Source organism: Streptomyces sp. NPDC060049 (assembly GCF_042736715.1).
Lineage (GTDB): Bacteria > Actinomycetota > Actinomycetes > Streptomycetales > Streptomycetaceae > Streptomyces.
Window position 1 is genome coordinate 48496 of the sequence record NZ_JBHWVV010000027.1, and the last position, 23880, is coordinate 72375.

Consider the following 23880-nt stretch of genomic DNA (forward strand, 5'->3'; position numbering starts at 1 on the left):
GACGGGATCGCCCGAGTGTGCTTAGGCATCGGTGGCGCTCCTTCCTCGTGAGGTGAACAGGAGGTAGAGGCCGGTCACCACGAGCAGGAACAGCAGCAGCAGGACGGACATCGCGGAACCGGTTCCGAAATTCCAGGTCTGGAACGAGGACTGGTAGATGTGGATCGAGATGAGGTCGGCTGCCGCCGGCGCCGATTTGCCGAACAGGACGAACGGCGTGTTGAAGTCGTTGAACGTCCACAGGAACAGCACCAGGATCAGGACCTGGTTGACCGGGCGCAGCGAGGGGAGCGTGATGCGGCGGATCTGCTGCCAGACGCCCGCCCCGTCCAGGGCGGCGGCCTCGTAGATCTCGCGGGGGATGTTCTGCAGGCCGGCCATCATGATGAGGAAGGCGAAGGGCCAGCCCTTCCAGACCGAGACGACCAGCAGGGTGACGAAGGTGTTGTCGCCGATGAGCCAGAACGGCGGGCTGTCGGTGAGCCCGAGCTGGTCGTGGATGACGTGGTTCACCAGGCCGTTGTCGCGCTGGAACATGAAGGCCCAGGTGATGACGGCGGCGTAGACGGGCAGCGCGTACGGCACCAGGAAGATGGTGCGCAGGACGCCCCGGCCCTTGAACGTCTCCTGCATGAAGACCGCGGCCGCTGTGCCGATCAGCCAGCACAGGCCCACGGAGAAGAAGGTGAACAGGCACGTGGTGAAGAAGGAACTCAGCAGTGCCTCGCCGACCGGTGCGTCGAAGTCGACGGTCAGGGAGTAGTTGTCCAGGCCGGCCCAGGGCGCGTTGCCCCAGTCGCGGAGGTAGAACTGGGTGAGCTCCTTGAAGCTGACGACGATGCCGATGAGCATCGGGATCAGGTGGACCAGGAGCTCGAGGACGAGTGCGGGGAGCAGGAGCAGGTACGGCAGGGAGATGCGGCGCAGCCGCCCGGAGCGGCGTGTGCGGGGCGCCGCTCCGGGGTGGTTCCTCCGTGCCGTCCGCTTGCCCGTACGAGGGGGGGCGGTGGTGGTCATGAGGTATCCGCGCCTACTTCTTGGGCATCTGCTGCTGGGCCTTCTCGAGCTTGGCCTTCACCGACTCCGATGTCACCGGACGGCCGGCCGCCGCGTCGGCGAAGAGCTCCTTGACCGCGGTGCCCACCACCGTCTCGAACTGCGACTCCTTGGGGACCTGCGGGAGGGCGGCGGCGCTCTTGGAGAGGGTGTCGCGCAGGACGGCCAGACCGGGGGTGTTGAACGCGGGGTCCGCCTGCGCGGACTTCACCGGCGGGATGGAGCCGTAAGCCTTGTTGAGGATCTTCTGCTCCTCGTCACCGGTCATGAAGTCCACGAACTTCGTTGCGCCGTCTATGTTCTTGGTGTTCTTGAAGACGGCCATGTTGATGCCGGCGACCATGGAGTTGGTGGACGTGCCCTGCCCCGGCGCGCCGGACTGCACGGGCGCGGGGACCACGCCCCACTCGTCCTCCTTCATGCCCTGCGCGGCGAAGGTGGCCGACGCGGTCTGCCACAGCACCATGGCGGTCTTGCCCTTGGCGAAGTCGCTCAGTGACTGGTTCTGGGCGTACTCGGCGTTGCCCTTGGCGACGATCTGCGCGTCGGCCATCAGGTCGACGTACTGCTTCACGGCCTTGACCGCGCCGTCGGAGGTGAAGTCGGCCTTGCCGTCCGCGGTGAAGAAGTCCGCGCCGTGCTGCTTGCCGAGGACGAAGACCTGGTGGATGTTGTTCGACAGGTTGGAGCCCTCGACACCGAAGCCGGCCTTGCCGTCCTTGGTCAGCTGCTTGCCGGTGGCGATCAGCTCGTCCCAGGTGGTCGGCGGCTTGGTGACGCCCGCGTCGGCGAACGCCTTCTTGTTGTAGTAGAGCGCGTAGGACATGGAGTACAGCGGGACGGCCGCCGGGTCCTGGCCCTGGACGCCGGTGGAGCCCAGCGCCGACTCCACGAACCGGTCCTTGCCGCCGATCTTCTCGAAGTTCTTGCCGTCCCAGGGCAGCAGCGCGCCACTGGCCTGCAGCGAGGCGCTCCAGGTGTTGCCGATGTTCAGGACGTCGGGGCCCTGACCGGAGGTGGTCGCGGTCAGGATGCGCGTGAGGAGGTCGCCCCACGGCACGACCTCGAGCTTGACCTTGATGCCCGTCTGCTTCTCGAACTTGTCGAGCTCCGGCTGGAGGACCTGCTTGTCGACCTCCAGGCTCGATCCCTGGTTGGAGGCCCAGTAGGTCAGCGTCTTCGGCTGCTCGTTGGACCCGCTCCCGCCGGTGGAGCCGCCGCCACAGGCGGCCGCCCCGAGGACGAGGGAGAGGGTGACGGCGCCGACCGCTGCGACTCTGATTCTGCGCATGGCTCCATGGGCCTTTCAGGAGGGAACGGGATGCCGACTGCGGGTGGGGGTGGACGTTCCGCGGGTTCGCCCCCAAAACCACATGGCTTAATTTAGGATGTGAGTTAAACCTCAAGCGAAGGACTCGTCAAGGGCGTTCACGCAGGTATCTTGCAGTTATGGGCATCGAAGACAGGGGACAGAGTGCGAGTACGTAGCGGCCGGACAGTGCGTGACCTGCGGCGGGAGAACCGAACCGCTGTTCTGCAACGGTTGTACTTCGACGGCCCCCTGAGCCGCTTCTCGCTGGGCCCCGCCACGGGGCTGAGCTCCGGATCGATCAGCAACGTGGTCGCGGAGCTGGTCGGCGACGGCCTGGTGGAGGAAGCCGGGAGCGTCGAGTCCGCCGGCGGGCGCCCCCGGACCCTGCTCCGCGTCAGCCCGGCCAGCGGCTACATGATCGGCGTGGACGTCGGTGAGACCCGTATCCGCATCGAGCTCTTCGACCTGACCCTGACCGAGCTCGCGCGCGTGGAGCGTCCCCTGGAGGCGGCGGGGCCCCGCCGCATCGACCGCTACGACGTCGCCGTCGTCGTGCGACACCTCCGCGAGGGCATCGCCGAGGTCCTGCACAAGGCCGACATCGCCCCCGAGCGGCTCCTCGGCGTGGGCATCGGTGTTCCCGGCATAGTCGCCAGGACCGCGGACGGCGCCGTCGTCCACGGCCAGACCATCGGCTGGGACGCCGTTCCCCTGGAGCGGATGCTGCGCGACTCCCACCTGCTGCCCGAGACCGTCCCGTACTACATCGACAACGGGGCCAAGACCCTCGGCCAGGCCGAAATGTGGTTCGGCGCCGGCCGCGGGGCGCGCAACGCCGTCGTCGTGCTGTTCGGCTCCGGTGTCGGCGCCTGCGTGGTCAGCGACGACACCCGAACGGGCCGTGCCATCGAGTGGGGCCATCTGACCGTGCGTGTCCGCGGGCGCCGCTGCCGCTGCGGCGCCCAGGGCTGCCTGGAGGCGTACGCGGGGGCCGAGGCTCTCCTGGAACGCTGGGTCGAGGCCGGCGGGCGCCCGCCGACCGACGCCGACGAGGAGACCGCGCTGACCGCGATGCTCGCCGCCGCCTACCCGACACCGGGCCCCGACGGCGCCGCTCTCCAGGCCGACACGACCGCCCTGGCCGTCCTGGAAGAGACCGCCGAGTACCTGGGCGCGGGATTCTCCGACCTGATCAACCTCTTCCAGCCCGAACGCATCCTCGTCGGCGGCTGGGCCGGCCTGCAGCTCGGCACCCGCTTCCTGGACTCCGTACGGTCCTACGCCACCTCTTACGCCCTTTCCTACCCGGCCGCCAACGTCCGCATCGACCTCGGAACCTTCGGCCCCGACGCCGTCACCGTCGGCGCGGGCATCCTGCCGCTCGCCGACTTCTTCGCCCGCGGCGGACACCGCACGGAACCCGAACGCGAAGAGCCGCTTCCGGCCTGGCGCACCACGCTGCAGGAGCGAGCGGCACACTGAACCCCGGCCCACCCCGCAGCCGGCGAGGTGGGCCGACCGGCACCAGGGCACTACCTCTCCAGTGGCGCGAGGCCGTCCCCGGCCATGGTGCGGCGGGTTCGGTGTCCGCCCGGCGGGCGACGGGTTGGCCCGACTCCCGGGCAGGGCAACTCACCGCCACTGCCTCGCCGCTGCAATGGTGCGGGCAAGGGCCGCGGGCGGACCCACCCGAGTCCTCGTGTCGATGACCCGCTGCCGCTCGGCGGCGGAAGGGGCGGCGCACGCCCCCGCGCTCGCCGGACAGGAGGCGTTCACGATCTCGCCCCTCAGAAGGCCAGTTCGGTTCCGTAGTGCCGCAGCCAGATGTCGAGGGCGAGGACGAGCTCGATGCGCCGCCGGAAGGTCTTCCCCGTTTCGTTCGCCGCCGCCTCGGCGGCGGTCAGGTCGAGGAGGGGACGCACCGGGGATCCGGCGTCGGCGAGGACCGCGCGCAGTCCGGCGCGCAGGGACTCCACGTAACGCGGGTCCTGGGTGCTCGGGTACGGGCTCTTCACGCGCTGGGCGACCGTCCCGGGCAGCACGTCGAGGGCGGCGGCGCGCAGCAAGGACTTCTCCCGGCCGTCGAAGGTCTTCATCGGCCACGGCGTGTTGAACACGTACTCGACCAGCCGGTGGTCGCAGAACGGCACCCGTACTTCCAGGCCGGTCGCCATGCTCATGCGGTCCTTCCGGTCGAGGAGCGTGCGCATGTAGCGGGTGAGGTGCAGGTGGCAGAGCTCGCGCATCCGCCGTTCGGGGCCGCTCTCGCCTTCCATGCGGGGCACCTCGGCCAGCGCCTCGTGATAGCGGGTACTGCGGTATCCGTCGAGGTCGATCTTGGCGAGCAGCCCCGGATCCAGGAGCGATTCCCGGCCGCCCCGCTGGGCGGGGAAGTCCCTGCCGATCGCGGCGCGCATCGCGGCGAGCCAGGGGAAGGTGTCGGTCTTGACGATGTCGGCGTCGTGGAACCACCGGTAGCCGCCGAAGACCTCGTCCGCCGCCTCGCCGGACAGTGCGACCGCTGACTGCTCGCGTATCGCCTTGAACAGGAGGTAGAGGGAGGTGTCGCTCTCGCCGAGCCCGAAGGGCAGGTCGTGGGCGATGTGTACCGCGGTGCGGTGGGCGGGGTCCATGAGGTCGCCCGTGTCCAGGACGATGTCCGTGTGATCCGCCCCTACGTACGCGGCGAGCGCACGCGCGTACGGCCCGTCCGGGGTGCCGCGGAATGAGTCGGCCCGGAATCCCTCGGTGTGGCCGGCGAAGTCCACGGAGAACGACCGCACCGGGCCGCGGCCCTCCCCCTCCAGCCGACGCGCTGCGAGGGCCGTGATGACGGAGGAGTCGAGGCCGCCGGACAGCAGCGTGCACAGCGGTACGTCGGCCACGAGCTGCCGTTCCACGATGTCGTCGAGGAGTTCGCGCACGCGGGCGACGGTGGCCGGGAGGCCGTCGGTGTGGGGGCGGGCCTCCAGTGCCCAGTACGGGAGCTCGCCGATCCCCTCGCGCCGTACCCGGAGGATGTGGCCGGGCCGCACCTCGCGGATGCCTCGGTAGACGGCGTGACCGGGGGTCTTGGCGAGGGAGAGCAGCTCGGCGAACCCCTCCGCGTCGACGACCGGACGTACGGCGGGGTGGGCGAGGACCGCTTTGTGCTCGGAGCCGAAGACGACTCCGTCCGGGGTGGGGTGGAAGTAGAGCGGTTTGATGCCGAGCCGGTCGCGAACCAGGATCAGTTCCCGCTGGACCGGGTCCCAGAGGGCGAAGGCGAACATGCCGTTGAGGCGGGTGGCGAAGTCGTGGCCCCACTCCAGGTACGCGCGCAGCACGACCTCGGTATCACCGCGGGTGCGGAAGGTGTGGCCCCGCGCGGTCAGCTCGGTCCGCAGCTCGCGGTAGTTGTAGATCTCGCCGCTGTAGGTGGTGACGAGGACCGTGCGGCCGTCGTGTTCCACCGACATCGGTTGGCGACCGCCTTCGATGTCGACCACGGCGAGGCGGCGGTGGCCGAGGGCGACGGGCCCGTCGAGCAGGACTCCACCCCCGTCGGGACCGCGGGGGACCATGGTCGCGGTCATCGCCTCGATGGTGGCCCGGGCGTCCGGGTCGTGCGTCAGGTCACGGTCGTATGCGACCCATCCGGTGATGCCGCACACGGCGGATCACTCCTTTCGGTCGTTGGTCTTCCCCTGGCGCCGGTACGGGGACGGGCCGGTCCGGGGACGAGGGGTGGGGGTACGGGCGGCGTCGTCCCGCCCGTACCCCCACCGCGGAAGGCAGGAGGCGTTACAGGTCCCGGTCCGCGGCCAACTCCAGCGCACCCATCCGGGCGAGGAGCTGGGCCCGCTCCGTGGCCTCCGCTTCGGGCAGCGCGGGGGAGAGCCCTGCCGGGGTGGTGACCTCGCCCGGGCCGAGCCGCCGGAGCGACTCGGCCGTCACGGACGGGATGCTCAGGGTGCGGTCTTCGACCGTGACCCGCGTGAGCGCCGGCTCCGCCCCGCCGTCCGGCGCGCCCGCCTCGGCGTCGTACCGCACCGCCGCCGCCGTACGGACGAGTTCGGTATCGGGCCGCAGGCCGTCGATCCCGGCGAGCCTCTGCAGTGCGCGCGAAGCGGAGCTGCCCTCCACACCGGCGCGCCCGGTGCGGACGAGCCGGTCTATCTCGGCCTGCGGGTCGAGGGCGCTCAGCTTGTCCTGGAGCAGGCTCAGCATCTCCTTGAGTTCGCCGACCGGCGCGCCGGTGCCGGGCGCCGCCAGGTACGGGAATCCCGAGAAGGCCGTGTCGTCGAGGACCTCGCCGACCGTGGCCTTCAGCAGGTCCTCCCACAGGCGGGGCCGGATCGTGAAGACGACGTGCAGGGACATCTGGTCCTTGGCCTCCGCCGCGTGCGGGGTGTTGAACGGCAGGTAGAGGATGTCTCCCGGCTCGAGCAGCACGTCCATCGTCGGCTCGCCGAGTTCCTCGATGGTGTCGTAGATGCGCCGCCTGGTCGTGCGCTCGGCCGGCGGCTCCCACAGGGTCCAGCGCTTGGTGCCCTCCAGCTGCACCACGAAGACGTCCGGCGCATCGTGGTGCGGGGCGCGTCCCCTGCGCCCGGCCGGGGTCATGAAGGCGCTGATGTCGGTCTGCGCCGCGAACTTCTCCGTGAAGATCCTGGTCAGTTGCCGGAGCGGCGGGATCACGTTGTTGAGCGTGCCGAGCGCCACGGTCGCACCCGACCGGAAGAGTTCGTACACCCGCTCGGGCACGATGACGTCGGGAACCGCGATGCGCTGGACCACGGTGTTACGGGTGTAGTCGGTCTGCGAGACCGCCCGCGGCCCCTGGGTGATCCGGATGTACGGCGGGCGGAAGGCCTCCAGGTTGAGCAGGTCGTCGACCTTCTGGAAGGACAGGATGTCCCTGGGGTCGCCCTTGAAGGCGTTCTTGCGCAGGAGCGGCTTCTTGTTGAAGTACTCCGAGAAGAACGTTTCCTCGTCCCCCGCGAAGTCCGCGAAGGTGTAATTTTCGAACAACGTCGTTCTCCTTCGATTCCTCGTGCCTTGGTGTCTTCGGATCTCTGGTGCGGTGAGTGGCGAGCGGTGAGAGGCGAGCGGGATCAGCGGGCGGCGAAGGCGACCGACGGGACCGCACCGTGGCCGTTGATGCTCACGACGCCCTGCGGGCCGGGCGGGAGGAACCGGACCCGGCACCCGGCAGGGCGGCCCCCGAACAGGTACGGCCCGAACACCGGGAACACGTCCCCGTCGTAGAGCTGCTCCGCCGCGTCGTCCCAGAAGGTCATGCGGTACGGCACGCTCTGCACGTACTCCTGGACGATGTGGTCCTCCGCCGCCAGGGCGCCCTCGACCGCGACCCGCCAGCGTTCCGGTGCGCAGTCGCGCCCGACGAGGATGTTCTTGGACTTCATGCCGACCGCCGGCTTCATCACGAAGTTCTCCTGCTCCTTCAGGAGCAGGTGGGGAAGCGACCAGTCGCCGCCCCGCCACTCGGTGCGGGAGTCACCGACCACCCGGGTCCACGGCAGGTAGCGGGCAACCGTCCTGCGGTCACGGTCCGTCATCCACGGGCGGCCTTCCGAAACCCAGGCCATCACCTTCTTGTTGGCGATCAGGTAGGCCGTCTGCGTGGACAGCATCAGACAGCCGGCGTCCAGGGCCGCCCGCACGGGAGCGAGGTCGATGCCGAGCTCCCGCCACTCCAGCACGGTGAAGTGACGCAGACCCACCGGGAAGCGCAGGTCGCCCGGCCGCCCCACGGCGTCCGCGAGTTCCTCCGGCTCGAAGAACTCCGCCTGGAGTCCGTGGTCCCTCAGGGAGTCGATCTGCAGGTCGTAGTAGCGGGGTGTCGCCCTGCCGCCCAGGTCACGGACCGAGCCCACGACGGCGACGGCGGGCCTGACCCCGAGCCTCCGGATGAGCTCCGCGAACATCCGGTCCCGCACCACGAGCGGGTCGTGGCCACGGAAGGGGGCGTTCGTGCCTCCGTAGGCGGACGTCCAGGCCCGGGAGATCAGGGCGGTGTCGATGACCCCGCCGATGCCGCCCCCGATGTTGAACTCCAGGAACTTGGGGCCGGTCGCGTCGATGACGACGTCGGGACGTGTCATGCACGTCGCGTAGCGTTCCTCGGCCGGGCCCGGGACGAAGAGCGGGTACAGCTCCTCCTCGGCCCCGAGGGCGGCCACCCTGCCGGGCCCGTCGGGCGCCCGCTCCAGGAGCGCCGACCGGAGCAGGGCCATGATGTGCCGGGTGGCCTCGTACATCTCGGCGTAGAGGTCCGCCGGCAGGACGACGGGAAGCGCAGAGGCGGGCTCCATGGGGAAGTCGAGGTCGGCCACCGCCGATTTCAGACCGGCGAGCAGCTCGGGGACCGGCCTCCCGGGGGCCTGCGGGGTGTGGTGCTCGCGAAACCACGGGGTGAACGGGGTGCCGGTGGCCCGTGCCTTCGTCGTCCCGGTGCTGGGCTGCGCCGCGTCGTTCACTGTGTGCCCGTCCCTTCGGGTCGCAGCCCGGACGAGAAGGCCGCGTATCTGAGTTCGCTCGTGTACTGGCCCTGCTCGTCGCCGGCCCACAGGTGGCCGGGGCCGGGGAACATCTCCGAAATCTCGATCGCCGCTGCCGCGCGGGCGGCGAACCGGGTCAGCTGGCGGACCAGCAGGGGGCTGTCGAGATCGCAGCAGATGGGCTTGGTCTCGCCGGGAATGCGCGCGTACAGGTGGCGCGGCAGGCGGAGCCGGGAGCGCAGCGCCTGCACCTTGAGGAAGGCGTCCTGACGGCTGGTGGCGGCCAGTTCCCGCGGGGCCACCCTCCAGAACTCCCGTTGCAGCACCACCCGTCCCATCGTGATCCTCGGCAAGTGGTCCGCGCCCGGTGCGGGCAGCAGGCGTCGGCCGGGGTGGTAGGGGAACCCGAACGGTACGAAGGGGTTGTGCCGGACGGACAGCCACCAGAACGGCAGGGCGGCCAGGCGGAGGTAGCGGCCGCGGCCGTGGTCGTCGTCGCGGTCGGGCCGTCGCAGGCGCAGGCCCGTCGGGGTGAGCTCCACCCGGAGGCCGGCGAGGGCCAGGACGCGGTCCCGGGGTTTGGAGGACCGCTCGTACGCCTCGACTTCCCAGCAGTCGAGGTCGGTCCGGATGTACGACTTGTTGCGGTGGAGGAGCGTGACGTCGGCCAGTTCCTCGTCCGGGGCGAGCAGCAGCCGGTAGCCGTCCAGCACGTCCTTGGTGAACTCGGGGAACTCGGCGTCGAGGAAGGGGCCGAAGATGCCGTGGCTGAGGTTCTCCTCGTTGGCGTGCATCTCGCTGATGACCACCTGGAAGTCGCCGGACCGCAGCGCGTCCCGGGACCGCGCGGAGATCATGAGATCCGGGTTGCACAGGGCCGGCTCGCGGCGCGCGCGCCCCTGACCGCCGGGATCGAGGAGTCCGGCCACGACGAGCGGGTCCACCCGGACTTCGTGGGCGGTGTGCGCGCCTGCCGGGACCAGCCCCTCCTGGAGACGCTCCAGCAGGGCCGACTCCTCGGCGTCGACGGCCTCGTAGGCATCCTTCAATGTCGCGACGTCCTGCGCGAAGGCGGCCAGGTAGTCATGGAGCGGCACCTGGGCCCTCCCCGCGAACCGCCCTGCGAACCACCGGGCGAGCACGGCGGACTCCGCGGCCCGCCGGCGCCGCGGGGCCTCCATCATCAGGTCGTACGCCGCGGGCAGCTCCTGTCGCAGCAGGCCGGTCAGCGGTTCACCGAGGCGCAGATCGGCGAACCTGCCGCGGCAGTCCTCGTGGATCACGGACCGGTCGCCGTAGAACGCGCCCGTTCCGCGCTCGGGGGCGACGCCGGTCACCCTCGTGAACGTCTCCTTCAGTTGGTCGAGCGCGGCCCGTCGCTGCGGGTGGGTCCCCTCGGCGAACCGTGTCCGCACGTCGGCCGCGAGGAACACGAGTTCCCGTGCGGCCGGGTCCGAGGCGCTCCTCGCCAGTGCGAGGAGCGACGGCAGCGGGTCGGCCTGCCCGTAGGGCAATTCGGGTCCGGCGACGACGGCGCCGAGCTCTTCCAGCCTGCGCAGCACCTCGCCGGCGCCGCCGCCGTGCGTACCGGGCGGCTGATCCCCGAGGAGGCGGACGATCTCCCCCTCGGTGCGCACGCCGTCGCAGGCCTGGTAGACGGCCACCTCGTGCGGGGTGAGCCGGACCGGCGGCCGGGTCCGCACCGCCTCGTCGAGACCCGCGAGGCGGCTGGAGTAGTCGAACGAGACGACGCTGAGCACGCCCGCGTGCACCGAGGCCCCCGCGGCGCGGCGTGGCACGGCCGCGCGCCGCACCAGCGGGTCCCGCCGCAGCACGTCCACGACGGCAGTGGCGGCCCACCGGGCGAGGACCGGATGCCGGCGCAGCTCGACCGGGCGCGCCTGGACGCCCCGTATCTCCGGCTGGAACCTTCCGAGGGCGAAGGGGCCGAGGTGGGACGTCGTGTCGTTCTTGGCGCAGACACGCTGGAGGTGCCGTACGAAGGTGTCCACGTGATAGCGGAACTTGTCGTCGTCGCGGTACGGCCACCCCTCGCGGCCGGTCTCCTCGAGCCACCGGACCAGGACCGGCTCCGACTTCTCGTTGGACACCAGCAGGATGCCGCGCAGCTCCGCGTCCTCACGGAAGCGTGCGAGGAGGCGCAGGCTCGACCGGCGCTCGGCCGCCGCGTAGGCGGCGGTGAACTCGGCTTCCGCAGCGTCTCGTTCGCAAAGCGCCTCGGCGAAGCGGGCGACTGCCTCACGGATCGCGGGGGACGCGTCCTCGTCGAGCGGCGAGCGGGGGAGGCGCTGCTTGCGCAAGGCTCGCAGTGCCGCTCCTTCCGCTTTGGTCCGTGCCTGCGTCAGCAGGGCGTCGTCGTGGGTCTGCGCCGTCGCCAGCGCGATCCGGTCGTGGGCGGCGGATGCCCGGCGTGCGGCCCGGGCGGTGCGCCGGGACGCGAGGTCGTCGAACAGGTCGAAGGGGAAGCCCGCCATCCGCAGCACGAAATGGGGCAGGGTCTGCCATCCGCCGCCCTCCAAGGGCGCGTCAGAGGGGGTGCGTGCTTCCTTCACGGTCGGACTCCCCTCGGGGAGGTGGGCGCTAGTCATGGACGAACACGGTGTTCTGCGCGCCGAGCCGGACTGTGATCATGGAGCTGGTGGTGTCCTTCAGGAAGCGCGCCAGGAACCCCGTGCCCACACCTCTGATCAGCATGGGGCTGATGAGGTGCGGCACGTCGATGACCTCCACCGCACCCGACGCGAGGTCGCAGACCGCTACCGGGAAGCGATCGGGCTCGCAGAATTCCTGGACGACGTGGCGGCCGTCCAGCGCGTTCTGCACGGCGTCCAGCCATTGCCCCTTCGCGGTTTCCCGCCCGATCAGTACGCCGTGCCCGGAGTGGCCTCCCGTCGGTTTGAGTACGAAGTCGCTCTGCCGGTGCTCCACCAGCCGGAGCAGTTCGTGCTGCGCGCCGTGGCGGTACACCTTCCGGTCGGCCAGCTCCGCCGTCCACGGGACGTGGTCCTCGATGATCCGCCGCTCGGCCGGGGGCAGGTCGGGGGCCCGCTGGGTGAGCCAGGCCAGGACCTTCTTGTCGGAGTAGAGGGTCGAGATCTCGGGCGCGGCGATGAAGGTCGAGTCCCTGGCGACCGCCGCCTCCAGGGCCGCCATCGGCTCGCCCTTCGCGTACGAGTCGGCGGTCACGAACTTCTGCAGCAGCACGTCGATCCGCAGGCCGTGCGCGGTGCGCAGCCCGTCGTCCTCGGTCAGCTCCTCCTGTGTGACGAAGACGCACGGCGCTTCGTGGGAGGCCGCATCGGTGATGACGTCCGAGAAGTTCGCCTCGCTCCACCCCGCGACAGCGAGCTGAGGCGGCCGGTCGACACCCCGGCTGCGGGCGATGTCCACGAGCAACTGCCGTCGTGCCGAGATGGTGTGGCCGCCCCACATGCGGTGCCGGTGGGTGAGGCCGCGGACGCCGGGCCAGCTCCAGAAGGCGGATTCGAGCCGCGCCGTCTGCTCCACACCGCCGATCGCGCCGGAGACGTTGCACTCCAGCACCTTCGGTACTCCGCCCGTCAGTACGACGTCGGGGCGGGCCTGGTCCAGGGCCCAGCGGTTCCAGGACGCGCGGTCGGTCAGCATCGGGCTGACGGGCATCCCCAGCAGTTCGCAGAGTTCGGCGGGGCTCGCGGCCCTGCGCGCGCACTCGGCAGCGGCCAGCCGCACCACTTCGGCCGCCGCCCGGGTGATGTTCCGGGCCGTGCCGCGGTCCAGCACCACGGGCCGGACCGGCACCGGGCCTTCCGGGTGGCGCCAGGGGTAGACGTTCATCCGCTCGTCGAGGGAGCGGGCGAGCTCGGCCGTACGGACCGGGTCGTCGAGCAGGAGCCGGTCCCATGCGCGGGTCAGGGACTGCGAGGACTCCCGCTTCCCGGCTCCGGTCGTCGTCGGTACCGGCGTGGGGCGTAGGGGCACGGATGCGGCCGCGTCAGTCATGCGAGGCCCCCTTCAGGGGTTCGGGTCCGGAAGTGTCATGGCCCGCGCCGAGGCCCCCTGCGCGGGGCAGCCGGGCAAGGAAGTCGTCCATGGCGACCACGCGCGACTGCCGGATGCCGGGAGCCTTCCCGGACAGGTCGAGCCGGGCCGGGCGGTCCGCGTCCTGGAAGTAGACGGCGTGGAGGGCGCCGTCCGCGGCTTCGGCGAGAACGGGGTTCGCCGCCAGGAAGTCCCGTACCTGCGGGGTGTCGCGGTGGACCTTCAACCAGAGGCGCTTGCCCCCGAAGTGGTTCGGGGGCAGGACGACGCGGGAGCCGAACCGCCGCTTCCACTGGAAGGTGCCCTTGCTGAGGAACGGTTCCGTGCCCTGGAAGTCGACGTGGCGGACACCGTTCCCGGCTGCCCAGGCGAGCAGGTGGTGGTAGAGGGCCTTGAACGCCCCGCTGTCGTAGTGCTCGGCCGCCCCGTCGGCGACGCCCAGCAGGCGCAGGGTGAGCACTTTGGTCCCCGGGTCCCAGTGGCACATCGCGCCGGCGATCCGTTCCCCGCCCTCGGACAGGATGAACAGGAATCCGCGCCGGAAGATGCATTCGAACGCGGCGGCCTTGCTCTCCACGCGCTCCCTCAGCCCGTGCCGGTTGAACATGGTCGGCCGGTACATCCGGTCGTAGAACTCGTCGAACAGCGCCGGCGCCGAGGCCTGTTCCCAGGTCCACTGCCGCTCGCGCCGACAGCGCGCGTGCTGCTCGCGTTCCCGCCGCGAAATGCTCCGGAGGACCTCGTCGGCCGGACGGTGGGTGTCGACCACGAAGTGCACGCGCATCGGGATCACCAGGGCAGCGTCCTGCGGGAGCCGCCTGGCCCGCTCCGCGGTGCTGCCGACGATCTCGATGTCGGCCGGGGGCGGGACGGCCCCGGCACCGCCGAGGAGCCGCGAGCTGCGGGGGACGGTCGTGCGGACCGCCTGTCCCGGAGTGGCGAGGGTGCGTCGCTCCTCGGTGAACTCGAGGGTGTAGGCCAGGCCCGCGGGCAGACCGGAGTAGGCGATGGAGAGGCCGCCGGCCGTGGACACGACAGAAGGGGTCCGCGCGCCGGGGCGGCCGTCCCACCAGTTGTGCAGACGGTTCAGCGGCGCGCTCCCGCTGTTGCGCCAGTGGTAGCCGAGCATCATCCGCAGTCGCCGGGCCGATGCGGCGCGGGGGGCGACGGGCGGGCGCCCCTGCGGTGCGCGTACGGCCGGGTCCGTGGCGGTCACCGCCCCTCCTTCCCGGCGACGGGCCGGTGAGCGGGGTGAGGGGGGCCGGACGGAGCGGTCGGACGGCCGGTCACAGGGCCGACGCCTTGAAGACGACGTCCCGGAGGGAGGACGTGTCCGCGACGGGCCAGAGGGCGTCGTCGGGTACGGGCGCGAAGTCGGCGACGCTATAGGAACCGGAGCCGTGCACGAGGATGTCGTCCTCCTGGACGAGCCGCCGGTCGACGGCGTTGAGGACGCCCGTGACCGCCATGACCAGCGACCACTCGCGCAGCGACCGGGGGTCCGCCGGAAGGGTCACGCCGGCTTCGCCGAGCAGCGCCCTGACGTGGCCGTAGCGCTCCAGGCACTCGGCGAGGGACACCACGATGCCACCGCCGCCGTCGGCGTGGATCAGGGATGTCATGCGCTCGCGGGTGGGCGGGTTGCGGGTGTAGAAGGTCGAGTCCAGGTTCTCCTGGGGGTCGAAGGTGACCTTCGGGAACCGTTCGTCCTGGTCCTGCCGGTACAGGCCGGTCGCCGGGTCGTACGCGTACCGGGGTGCGAAGGACGGGTCGCAGGAGCCGTGGTAGAGGTCCAGCACCATGTCCGGGGCCCCCAGGTGCTGGACGAGGAAGTAGTGCGGCGGGAGGGAGTCCTGGCGCAGCGCCCGGGGGAGTACGGTCCGGCCGAAGGCGTGGCCGAGCAGCCCGTACGCGCTGGAGACCGCGTGTGCGTGGAGGCGCGGCACTCCGGGCGCGGGTGCGAAGAACTCCGCCTCGGACAGCGCCCTGACGGTGTCGGCCGCCAGGTAGTTCTCGATCTGGAGCGTGTACCAGAGGTGGGTGTCCGCGCTCCTGGACAGTTCTCCGCTGTGGTCGTCGACGACAGCGCGGGCGAGCGTCTTGACCGCCCCCGGATGATCGCCGTGGTACACCGCGATCGGGTTGCGGGCCCGCAGGTGCGGGTCCGTAGCAAGGAGCGAGCTGCGCAGCTTCGGCACCGAGCCGGCGGGGACGATCACGACGACGTTGAGTTCTTGCGGGGTGACCAGCCCGGCGTCGATGGCCCGCAGAACGGCGTCGCGCAGGGCGATGGCCTTGTTCGCGGAGGAGGGGGTGATGATCGACACCCGCTGCCCGGTGTCCCGGATGAAGCGCACCGCGCGGGCCACGATGAGTAGCGAGGCGAACGTCTTGGTGGTCATCGTGGCGGGGTTGCCGGTCAGGTCCAGCAGTGAGAGTCGCTTGCCCCGGTACGACGGCATGGGCGCGTGGGCGATGTCGGACACGGACAAGAAGTGACGGACCGGGTCCGTGAGGGCGGGCAGGGCGGTGCCGGGGGTGAAGTCGCCCCCGCCCGGTGTGCCGCCGCCCGGGGCTCCCGGGTCCTGCGGCCGGCCCAGCAGCGTGTGCAGGGCCTCTTGTACGTGCTCGTAGTAGTGCGCCAGAGCGTTCTTGATGAGCAAGTCTGATCCCTTCCGGGCCGGCGGATCCCGCGGATGGTTGCAGTTGTCGGCCGGTGACGTCGTACGGGCCGGGGCCGGTCCGCGCTCGGTTCCTGCCGCCCGAGCGCCGCCCCTGGTGCCCGGGCCGGGGCCGGCGTCCGGCACGCCGCGCAGTCGTCCGTCCGCCCGGCGCCGACCGGACATCCGACGGGCTCCACAGGGCGGCGGCCTCACGGCGGCCGGTCGGGACCGGTGGGGGCGCACCGACAAGTCCACCGGTGCGGGCAGCAGTTGACACTAACCTCGGGCATTCTGACATTGCAATATGCTGCGTGACATTGCACTGATTCCCCGTTAGCCTCGCTGTCGATCACGCACTGACTGACCAGGGCCGATCGAGGCGCCGCCTGAACCGCGCCCGACCGGCCGAGGAAGGGATCACACGTGAAATCCGCACCACCCGGCCTCGCGGTCGTCGAACCCCCACCCGTGAGCGACCTGCAACTCGATCACGTCGAGTTCTACGTGGGGGACTTGGAGCAACAGCTCGCCTTCTGGACCGACAGCTACGGCTTTCGCATAGCAGGCCGCGGAGGTTCCCCCGAGGAAGGCTTCCGCAGTGTCCTCGTACGGCAGGGCGCCATCTCGCTGGTCCTGACGGAGGGGCTCGATCCGGCCCATCCGGCGTGCGCGTACGTGCGGGCACACGGGGACGGCGTGGCGAACATCGGGCTGCGGACCCGGGACGCGCACGCCGTGTTCGAGTCGGCCGTACGCGTCGGCGCATGCCCGCTCACGCCACCGGACCGCCACGACCGCGACAAGGACGTCATCCACGCGACTCTTGCCAGCGGCCTGGACGACGTCACACTGACCCTCCTCGAACGGGAACAGCCGGCCGGGGAACAGCAGGTCGAGGCGCTTCCGCCCGGATTCGAGCTCGCGGCGGAACCCGTGCGAACTGCCGCCTCGAATACCTCCCTTGAGGCCGAAGGGGAGGTCGGCGCGGACATCGGCACCGGACTGCTCGAGGTCGACCACTTCGCCGTCTGCGTCCGGCCCGGGCAGATGGCGGCGCTCACCGATCTCTACGTGCGGGCCTTCGGGTTCCGGGAGATCTACGAGGAGCGGATCGTCGTCGGCGGACAGGCCATGCTCTCGAAGGTCGTGCAGAGCGCCACGAAGTCGCTCACGTTCACCGTCATCGAGCCCGACCCCACGGCCGACCCCGGGCAGATCGACACCTTCCTGGCCGAGCACGGCGGCTCGGGCGTGCAGCACATCGCCTTCTCGACCGTAAACGTGGTGGCTTCGGTGCCGGCGCTGGCCGAACGCGGGGTCGCGTTCCTCACGACCCCGGGCCTGTACTACGAGGTGCTGTCCCAGCGCGTGGCGGTGACACGCCACCCGCTCGCGGAACTGCGGCGGCTGAGCGTGCTGGTGGACGAGGACCACGACGGACAGCTGTTCCAGATCTTCACCCGCTCGGTCCACCCGCGGAACACGCTCTTCTTCGAAGTGATCGAACGCTTCGGCGGCACGACCTTCGGCAGTGCCAACATCAAGGCGCTCTACGAGGTGGTGGAGCTGGAACGCCAGAGGCACCAGGCTCTCGGCGCACAGCGGACCGAGGGCGAGGGGTGGGAGCAGGGGCACGGACCGGCCGGACGGCAGGAGCGGTCGAAGTGATGCCCTCGACCCGTCTGCCCGGCACCGTGCCCGCCAGCGTCGAGGAGGTGCGGCAGCTCGCGGACCTGTTGCTGCGGCCCGAGATCCGGGACTTCATCGCGGGCGGCGCCGGTCACGAAGTCACCCTCGCCGAGAACCGGGCGGCCTTCGACCGGCTTTGGGTGACACCGCGGGTGCTGTCCGACCGGTCCGACGGATCCCCGGCCACCACCCTGCTCGGCACCGAGGCGGCCCTTCCCATGGCCACCGCCCCCATGGCGTACCAGGCCCTGGTCCACCCCGAGGGGGAACTCGCCGCGGCCCGCGCGGCCAAGGAGTCGGGGATCCCCTTCACCACCGGCACCCTGAGCAGCGAACCGCTGGAAGCGGTCGCGGCCGCGGCCGGGACCCTCTGGTTCCAGCTGTACTGGCTGCGCGACCGCGAGGCCACCTTCGATCTCGTCAGGCGTGCGGAGAACGCGGGATGCACGGCCCTCGTGTTCACCGTCGACGTACCGTGGATGGGCCGCCGGATCCGCGACGTGCGCAACGCCTTCGCGCTTCCGGCGTCGGTGACCGCCGCCAACCTCACCGCCGAGGTGGTGGACGCGCCGGCCGCGGCGAGCCGGACTCGTCCCCGCGCCGCGGGTGGGGGATCGGCCGTCGCCGCGCACACCGAACGCGCCTTCGAGCCGGACCTGACGTGGCGGCACGTCGAGAAGCTGCGGAGCGCGACCGCGCTGCCCCTCGTCATCAAGGGCGTCCTGGCGCCGGACGACGCGTCACGGGCCGCCGAATGCGGCGCCGACGCGGTCGTGGTGTCGAACCACGGAGGCCGGCAACTGGACGGCGTCGTTGCGAGCATCGACGCGCTCCCCGCGGTCCGCTCCGCGGTGGGCGACCGCATCCAGATCCTGCTCGACAGCGGAGTCCGCCGGGGAACCGACGTACTCAAGGCCCTCGCCCTCGGCGCCGACGGCGTACTGATCGGACGCCCGCTGCTCTGGGGTCTCGCCCTCGGCGGGCAACAGGGGGTTCAGCAAGTGCTGGGCCTGCTGGAGGCGGAATTCAGGGACGCCCTCGGTCTGACCGGGTGCGCGCACCCGGCGGACGTACGGAACGTGCACGTGCGCAGGGGTGCGACGGCGCAGGACGGAGGCCACCGGTGAGGAGCCTGCCCGCTTCCGTCCCCGCCACGCCGGTCCCGCCCGCTCCGGGCGACACCGACACCGACACCGACACCGACGGCGATCTCGACATCGATCTCGAACTCGGACGGCTGCACCGGTCGCTCACGGACCCCGTGTCGGAGTCGATGACCTTCCTGAACGAGATCGCCTCGCGGTACCCGGACGCGATCTCCTTCGCCGCGGGGAGGCCCTTCGAAGGGTTCTTCGACGTGGACCAGATCCACCGGTACCTCAGGACGTACGAACGCCACCTGCGGGAGCAGCAGCACCTCAGCCGGGAGGAGGCCGCGCGCACCCTGTTCCAGTACGGCAGGACCAAGGGCGTCATCCACGACCTGATCGCCGAGAACCTCAGGACCGACGAGGGGATCGAGGCCGACCCCGAGGCCCTGGTGGTGACCGTCGGCTGCCAGGAGGCCCTCTTCCTCGTCCTGCGGGCACTGCGCGGGGACGAGCGGGACGTCGTACTGGCGGTCTCCCCGACCTATGTGGGGCTCACCGGCGCGGCGAGCCTCATCGACCTCCCCGTGCTGCCCGTGCGCGGCGGTCCCCGGGGCGTCGACCTCGCGGACCTGGCCTCGGTGGTGCAGCGGGCCCGGCGTGAAGGGCTGCGCCCACGCGCCTGCTACCTCGTACCGGACTTCGCCAACCCCATGGGCGTCAGCCTCGATCTGGAGACCCGTCACAGGCTCCTCGACCTGGCACGGCGCGAAGACCTGCTCCTGATCGAGGACAACCCCTACGGCCTCTTCACCGCGACCGGGACGCGTATCCCCACGCTCAAGTCACTGGACCGCCACCGCCGCGTCCTGTATCTCGGCTCGTACGCCAAGAGCGCGCTGCCGGGCGCCAGGGTCGGCTTCGTGGTGGCCGACCAGCGGGTCGCGGACGCCGCAGGCGGCGTGTCGCTGCTCGCGGACCAGCTCGCCAAGATCAAGAGCATGCTGACGGTGAACACCTCACCGATCGCCCAGGCCGTCATCGCAGGCAAGCTGCTCGCATGCGGGTACAGCCTGGCGCAGGCCAACGAACGGGAGCGGGAGCTCTACCGGGCCAACCGGCGCAGGATCCTGGCCGGCCTCATGCGCCACTTCCCGCCGGGCCGTGGCTCCGGTGTGCGGTGGAACGTCCCCAAGGGCGGGTTCTTCCTCGTCCTGGACGTCCCCTTCCCCGCCGACGACGAGCTCCTGGCGCACTCCGCCTCGGAGCACGGGGTGCTCTGGACGCCCATGCGGCACTTCTTCGATGCCCCGGAGACCGCGCGGCGCCTGCGGCTCTCGTACAGCCAGCTGACACCTGACCGGATCGACGAGGGGCTGCGACGGCTCGCCGCGATGGTCACCGAGAGGTCTTCCCGCAGCGGACCGCCCCTGTCCGCCGGATCTGAAGGGCAAGGGCAACGGCCCGTGCGTGACGAGGAAGAAGAGGAAGGGAGCCCACATGCGTGACCGTGCGCTGGGCGCAAGGGACGTGGAGCCGGGCGCACGCGCGGCGCGGTCGGTCCACGACGGTCTGATCACACGGGGGCTGGGCCCCTACTTCGGGACGCCCTGCGGCGTACTGGCGCCGCTGCTCTCCCTGTTGGGAGACCGCGACGACTACCACGTGGTCGCGCGGGAGGACAACGCCGTCGCGATGGCGGCCGGGGCCGCGCTCGCCGGACGGACCCCCGTGGTACTGATGCAGAACTCCGGTTTCGGCCAGTCGGTCAACGCGCTGGCGTCCCTCGTCGTGCCGTATCGCATCCCCATGCTGCTCGTGGTCAGCCTGCGCGGAATCCATCCCGACCGGACGTCGGAGAACCTCGTGATGGGGCAGCTGACGGAGCCGATCCTGGCAGGCCTCGGAGTGGAATCCGCGTGCCTGGTGAGCGAGCGGGCCGACGAGCAACTGGCCGTCGCCCACCGCGTCCTCACCGAGGAGCGGCGCGCCTACGCCCTCCTGGTCCGGCCCGACGCGTTCTCCTGGAGGTCGTAGCGCCATGTCCCGCACCCTCACCAAATCGGCGGCCGTCGCGGCGATCGTGGCCGCCGTGCCGCACCTGCCGGCAATCTTCGCGACCGGCTACATCTCGCGCATCGCCGCCTCGATGACCCGCCAGGACCACCACTTCTACATGACCGGCTCGATGGGCCTCGCCCTGTCGATCGGCACGGGCTTCGCCCTGTCGGCCAGGAGAACCACGCTGGTCGTCGACGGTGACGGTAGCCTGCTGATGAATCCCGTGGGCCTCATTGCGGCGGGCGCCGCCACGGACCTTCCCTTGATCCATGCCGTACTGGACGACGGACGCTACGACTCCACCGGCGGCCAGCCGACGCCGGGACACACCACCGACCTGAGCGCCTGGGCCCGCGCGTGCGGCATTCGGGACACGCACGTCTTCACCGAGGAGGACCACCTGTCCACCCACCTTCCGCGCATCGCCCGGGATTGCCGCCGGCCGGTCTTCATCCGCTGCCTCGTGGCACCCGACGCCGACGCCCCACCGCCCCGCGTGTCCGAGGATCTGGCAGGCATCGCCGAGCGGTTCCGCCGCGCCGTGGCGGCGCCCGCGCCCGCCGTCACGACAGGGGGCCGGTGACCCGTGGACCTTCTCGTCGAAGCCGTACGGAGTCCGGAGAGCGAGACGGTGGACGCCCTGTCCGCGCTGTTGTCCCAGCTCTCCGGCAGTGCGAAGCCGCTGACCGCGCAAACGCTCACGAAGATCGTGGAGAGCGACGCCAGCACCCTCCTGGTCGCCCGTCTGGACGGCCGGATCGTCGGCACCCTGACACTGGCGATGTTCCCGCTCCCCACGGGACTGCGGGCCTGGATCGAAGACGTGGTCGTGGACACGGCCGCGCGCGGGGCGGGGGTGGGCGCCGCATTGATCACCGCGGCGCTCGATACCGCGCGGGCTGCGGGGGCGCGCACCGTGGACCTGACGTCCCGTCCGTCGAGGGAGGCCGCCAACCGGCTCTACGAACGGCTCGGCTTCGAACGGCGACAGACCAACGTCTATCGCGTCGAGATCGCGGACGGCTGACGATCCATGGTGCCCACGCATGAGACGTGCTCGGCCGGGCGAGCGCTGTGACGAGCCTGCCGGGGCCGAGGAAGCGGGAGGGAGCGGGCCGGGGCAACGCCTCGAAGGCGCTGCGCCACCGCAACTACCGGCTGTTCCTCGCCGGGGAGGTCGTGTCGGACACCGGCACCTGGATGCAGCGCGTCGCCGAGGACTGGATCGTCCTGGAGCTGACCGGAAGCACCTTCGCGGTCGGCATCACGATGGCCCTCCAAAGCGTGCCCCTGCTGCTCTTCGGTCTCTGGGGCGGCCTCATCGCCGACCGGTTGCCCAAGCGGGGGGTACTGCTCGCCACGCAGAGCCTGATGGGCGCCCTGTCCGGGGTGCTGGCCCTGCTCGCCTTCACCGGGGACATCCGTGTCTGGCACGTCTACCTGATCGCCGCCCTGCTGGGGGTGCTGATCGCGGTGGACATCCCGACCCGGCAGGCGTTCGTGACGGAACTGGTGGGCCGGGAGGGCGTGAGTGCGGCCCTCGGGCTCAATTCGGCTGCCGGGCAGCTCGCGAAGGTGACCGGCCCGGCGGTGGCGGGCGTACTCATCGCCGGTGTCGGCGGCTCCTGGGCCATGGCTTTCAATGCCGGCACCTACCTCTGCGTGGTGCTGGCCCTGTTGTTGATGCGGAAACGGGACCTGCGTGCCGGGCCGCGCGCGGCCCGGGCGCGCAAGCAGGTCAGGGCGGGTCTGCGCTACGTGTCCGGGCAGCCCGGGCTGGTGATACCGATCAGCATGGCGGCCGCCGTGGGCACCTTCGGCTACAACTTCCCGGTGTTCCTGTCCTCTTTCACCAAGACCGTCTTCGGCCGGGGCCCCGAAGCGTACGGCCTGCTCACCACGCTCCTTGCCCTGGGATCCCTCTGCGGAGCCCTGGCCGCGGCCCGGCGCACAGAGGTCCGGCCCGCGATGCTGACCGGCGCGGCCCTGTGCTTCGGGATACTGGAGGTCGCGGCGTCGCTGTCGCCCTCCTTCGTGTTGTTCTGCGCCCTGCTGACCTGTACGGGCCTGTGCGGCATGCTCTTCACCTCGGGCGTGAGCGCCACCCTGCAACTGGCCAGTGACATGCAGATGCGGGGCCGGGTGGTGAGCTTGTACGTCCTCGTCCTGAACGGGAGTACGGCCATCGGAGGTCCACTGATCGGCTGGCTGGCCGCCGCCTCGGACCCGAGGGTCGCGCTGGCCGCCGGCGGCACCACGTCGATCCTCGCGGCGGTCGGTGCCTCCGCCTGGCACCGCAGGATCGCGGCCCGCCCAACGCCCGGGCCGACAGGGGGAGGAACGGTGGAATCCCGGCTCGATGACCAATCCCGCTGACCCCGTGGTGCGCGGCGTCCACGGGGGTCCGCAAGCTTCGCGGCGGCTCAGCCCGCCGCCGTCTTCACGAGGAGGCCGACCCTCGCCTCGTCGGCGGCGGTCAGCTCCCTCAAGGCGTAGGAGGTCGGCCACATGGAGCCTTCGTCGAGGTGCGCCTGGTCGCTGAAGCCGAGCGTCGCGTAGCGCGCCTTGAACTTCTCCGCGCTCTGGAAGAAGCAGACCACCTTCCCGTCCCTGGCGTACGCGGGCATCCCGTACCAGAGCTTCGGCGCGAGCTCCGGCGCACTCTGCTTGACGATCGCGTGGAACCGCTCCGCCATGACCCGGTCCGAGTCCCGCATCTCGGCGATCTTCGCGACCACGGCGGCCTCCTCCTCCGCCGCCTTGTCGGCGCGCGACCCGCGGCGCGCCGACGCCTTCAGTTCCCGGGCGCGTTCCTTCATCGCGCCCCGCTCCTCGTCCGTGAACCCCTGGAAGGCCGTGCCGGTCGCGGTGGTGTTCTCGGAGGGCTTCTTCGTGTTCGTCATCGCGTTGTTCCTTACGGGCGTTGGCTGAGGGGGGCGTCGTCGCCGTGCCGGGAGCGGGGGCCTTTCGCGCCCCTCAGCCCCAGGCGCCGGCGATCTGGCGGGTCGTGGCGTTGAGGCGGTTGAACATGTTGGTGACACCGATCATCAGGACGATCGCGGCCAGCTGCTTCTCGTCGAAGTAGGTGGCGGCCGTGTCCCAGACCTCGTCGCTCACCGCGTCGGGGCGGTCGGCCAGCCGTGTCGCGGCCTCGGCCAGCGTCAGGGCCGCCCGCTCCTCGTCGGTGAAGTACGGCGCCTCCCTCCAGGCGGCGACCGCGGCCAGGCGCTCATCGCTCATTCCGGCCTTGCGGGCCGACTTGGCGCCGCCGTCGACGCACGCGCTGCAGCCGTTGATCTGGCTGACCCGCAGGTGCACCAGTTCCAGCGTCTGCTCGTCCACCCCGCCGGAGTGCACGGCCTTGAAGATCTGCTGGATGGGCTGCATGGCGTCGGACAGTACGACGGCGGGGTTCTGCATACGAGACTGCATGGTGTTCGCTCCTCTTCCGGTCTGGTTCCCCGGTT

The 23880-nt window shown here is 71.0% G+C and carries 19 protein-coding genes; 8 read left to right on the forward strand and 11 right to left on the reverse strand.

All coding sequences use genetic code 11. The features are described from left to right. Positions 1–21 precede the first annotated feature (21 nt). Entirely contained in the window at positions 22–1017 is a 996-nt protein-coding gene (locus ACFWBY_RS34350) for a carbohydrate ABC transporter permease (RefSeq protein WP_385339183.1), read from the reverse strand. Positions 1018–1030: 13 nt separating this feature from the next. Further along, the gene (locus ACFWBY_RS34355; RefSeq protein WP_385339180.1) at positions 1031–2347 is read right to left on the reverse strand and encodes an ABC transporter substrate-binding protein; all 1317 of its coding nucleotides are present in this window, start codon (positions 2345–2347) and stop codon (positions 1031–1033) included. 183 nt (positions 2348–2530) lie between these two features. Between ACFWBY_RS34355 and ACFWBY_RS34360 the strand changes: the two genes are divergently transcribed. Next, the gene (locus ACFWBY_RS34360) at positions 2531–3850 is read left to right on the forward strand and encodes an ROK family protein (RefSeq protein WP_385339177.1); all 1320 of its coding nucleotides are present in this window, start codon (positions 2531–2533) and stop codon (positions 3848–3850) included. 305 nt (positions 3851–4155) lie between these two features. Here ACFWBY_RS34360 and asnB read toward each other — a convergent pair whose 3' ends face one another. The 7 genes from asnB to ACFWBY_RS34395 form a co-directional block, all read right to left on the reverse strand. Beyond that, the gene (gene asnB, locus ACFWBY_RS34365) at positions 4156–6021 is read right to left on the reverse strand and encodes an asparagine synthase (glutamine-hydrolyzing) (protein ID WP_385339174.1); all 1866 of its coding nucleotides are present in this window, start codon (positions 6019–6021) and stop codon (positions 4156–4158) included. A 130-nt stretch (positions 6022–6151) separates the two neighbouring features. Continuing rightward, complete coding sequence (locus ACFWBY_RS34370; RefSeq protein WP_385339171.1) at positions 6152–7381, reverse strand: cupin domain-containing protein; 1230 nt, start codon at positions 7379–7381, stop codon at positions 6152–6154. Between the two features lie 83 nt (positions 7382–7464). Beyond that, positions 7465–8850 (reverse strand): hypothetical protein, encoded by a 1386-nt coding sequence (locus ACFWBY_RS34375; RefSeq protein WP_385339168.1) that lies wholly within the window; start codon positions 8848–8850, stop codon positions 7465–7467. Further along, entirely contained in the window at positions 8847–11480 is a 2634-nt protein-coding gene (locus ACFWBY_RS34380) for a hypothetical protein (RefSeq protein ID WP_385409747.1), read from the reverse strand. Before ACFWBY_RS34380 ends, ACFWBY_RS34375 begins: the two co-directional genes overlap by 4 nt. Continuing rightward, on the reverse strand, positions 11473–12873 hold the full coding sequence (locus ACFWBY_RS34385) for a hypothetical protein (protein WP_385339159.1): 1401 nt from the start codon (positions 12871–12873) through the stop codon (positions 11473–11475). The genes ACFWBY_RS34380 and ACFWBY_RS34385 overlap by 8 nt, the downstream gene beginning before the upstream one ends. Continuing rightward, a complete protein-coding gene (locus ACFWBY_RS34390; RefSeq protein ID WP_385339156.1) occupies positions 12866–14128 on the reverse strand; it encodes a GNAT family N-acetyltransferase in 1263 nt (420 codons plus the stop codon). The genes ACFWBY_RS34385 and ACFWBY_RS34390 overlap by 8 nt, the downstream gene beginning before the upstream one ends. Before the next feature lie 70 nt (positions 14129–14198). Further along, a complete protein-coding gene (locus ACFWBY_RS34395) occupies positions 14199–15575 on the reverse strand; it encodes a DUF6002 family protein (protein WP_385339153.1) in 1377 nt (458 codons plus the stop codon). Positions 15576–15998: 423 nt separating this feature from the next. Here ACFWBY_RS34395 and hppD point away from each other — a divergent pair, with 423 nt between their 5' ends. The 7 genes from hppD to ACFWBY_RS34430 are packed head-to-tail and all read left to right on the forward strand — an operon-like array spanning position 15999 to position 22789. Further along, positions 15999–17243 carry a 4-hydroxyphenylpyruvate dioxygenase gene (gene hppD, locus ACFWBY_RS34400; RefSeq protein ID WP_385339150.1) on the forward strand — a complete coding sequence of 415 codons (1245 nt, stop codon included), beginning with the start codon at positions 15999–16001 and terminating at the stop codon, positions 17241–17243. Next, positions 17243–18391: an alpha-hydroxy acid oxidase gene (locus ACFWBY_RS34405; RefSeq protein ID WP_385339147.1), complete on the forward strand. Its 1149-nt coding sequence runs from the start codon at positions 17243–17245 to the stop codon at positions 18389–18391. The genes hppD and ACFWBY_RS34405 overlap by 1 nt, the downstream gene beginning before the upstream one ends. Further along, complete coding sequence (locus ACFWBY_RS34410) at positions 18388–19860, forward strand: PLP-dependent aminotransferase family protein (protein ID WP_385339145.1); 1473 nt, start codon at positions 18388–18390, stop codon at positions 19858–19860. Before ACFWBY_RS34405 ends, ACFWBY_RS34410 begins: the two co-directional genes overlap by 4 nt. Continuing rightward, on the forward strand, positions 19853–20389 hold the full coding sequence (locus ACFWBY_RS34415) for a thiamine pyrophosphate-binding protein (protein ID WP_385339141.1): 537 nt from the start codon (positions 19853–19855) through the stop codon (positions 20387–20389). Before ACFWBY_RS34410 ends, ACFWBY_RS34415 begins: the two co-directional genes overlap by 8 nt. Positions 20390–20393: 4 nt before the next feature. Next, positions 20394–20996 carry a thiamine pyrophosphate-dependent enzyme gene (locus ACFWBY_RS34420; protein WP_385339138.1) on the forward strand — a complete coding sequence of 201 codons (603 nt, stop codon included), beginning with the start codon at positions 20394–20396 and terminating at the stop codon, positions 20994–20996. A 3-nt stretch (positions 20997–20999) separates the two neighbouring features. Beyond that, on the forward strand, positions 21000–21440 hold the full coding sequence (locus ACFWBY_RS34425; protein WP_385339136.1) for a GNAT family N-acetyltransferase: 441 nt from the start codon (positions 21000–21002) through the stop codon (positions 21438–21440). Between the two features lie 47 nt (positions 21441–21487). Continuing rightward, a complete protein-coding gene (locus ACFWBY_RS34430; RefSeq protein WP_385339134.1) occupies positions 21488–22789 on the forward strand; it encodes an MFS transporter in 1302 nt (433 codons plus the stop codon). 47 nt (positions 22790–22836) lie between these two features. Here ACFWBY_RS34430 and ACFWBY_RS34435 read toward each other — a convergent pair whose 3' ends face one another. Further along, complete coding sequence (locus ACFWBY_RS34435) at positions 22837–23316, reverse strand: iron chaperone (protein ID WP_385339131.1); 480 nt, start codon at positions 23314–23316, stop codon at positions 22837–22839. Between the two features lie 73 nt (positions 23317–23389). Beyond that, the gene (locus tag ACFWBY_RS34440) at positions 23390–23845 is read right to left on the reverse strand and encodes a carboxymuconolactone decarboxylase family protein (RefSeq protein WP_385339129.1); all 456 of its coding nucleotides are present in this window, start codon (positions 23843–23845) and stop codon (positions 23390–23392) included. Positions 23846–23880 lie beyond the last annotated feature (35 nt).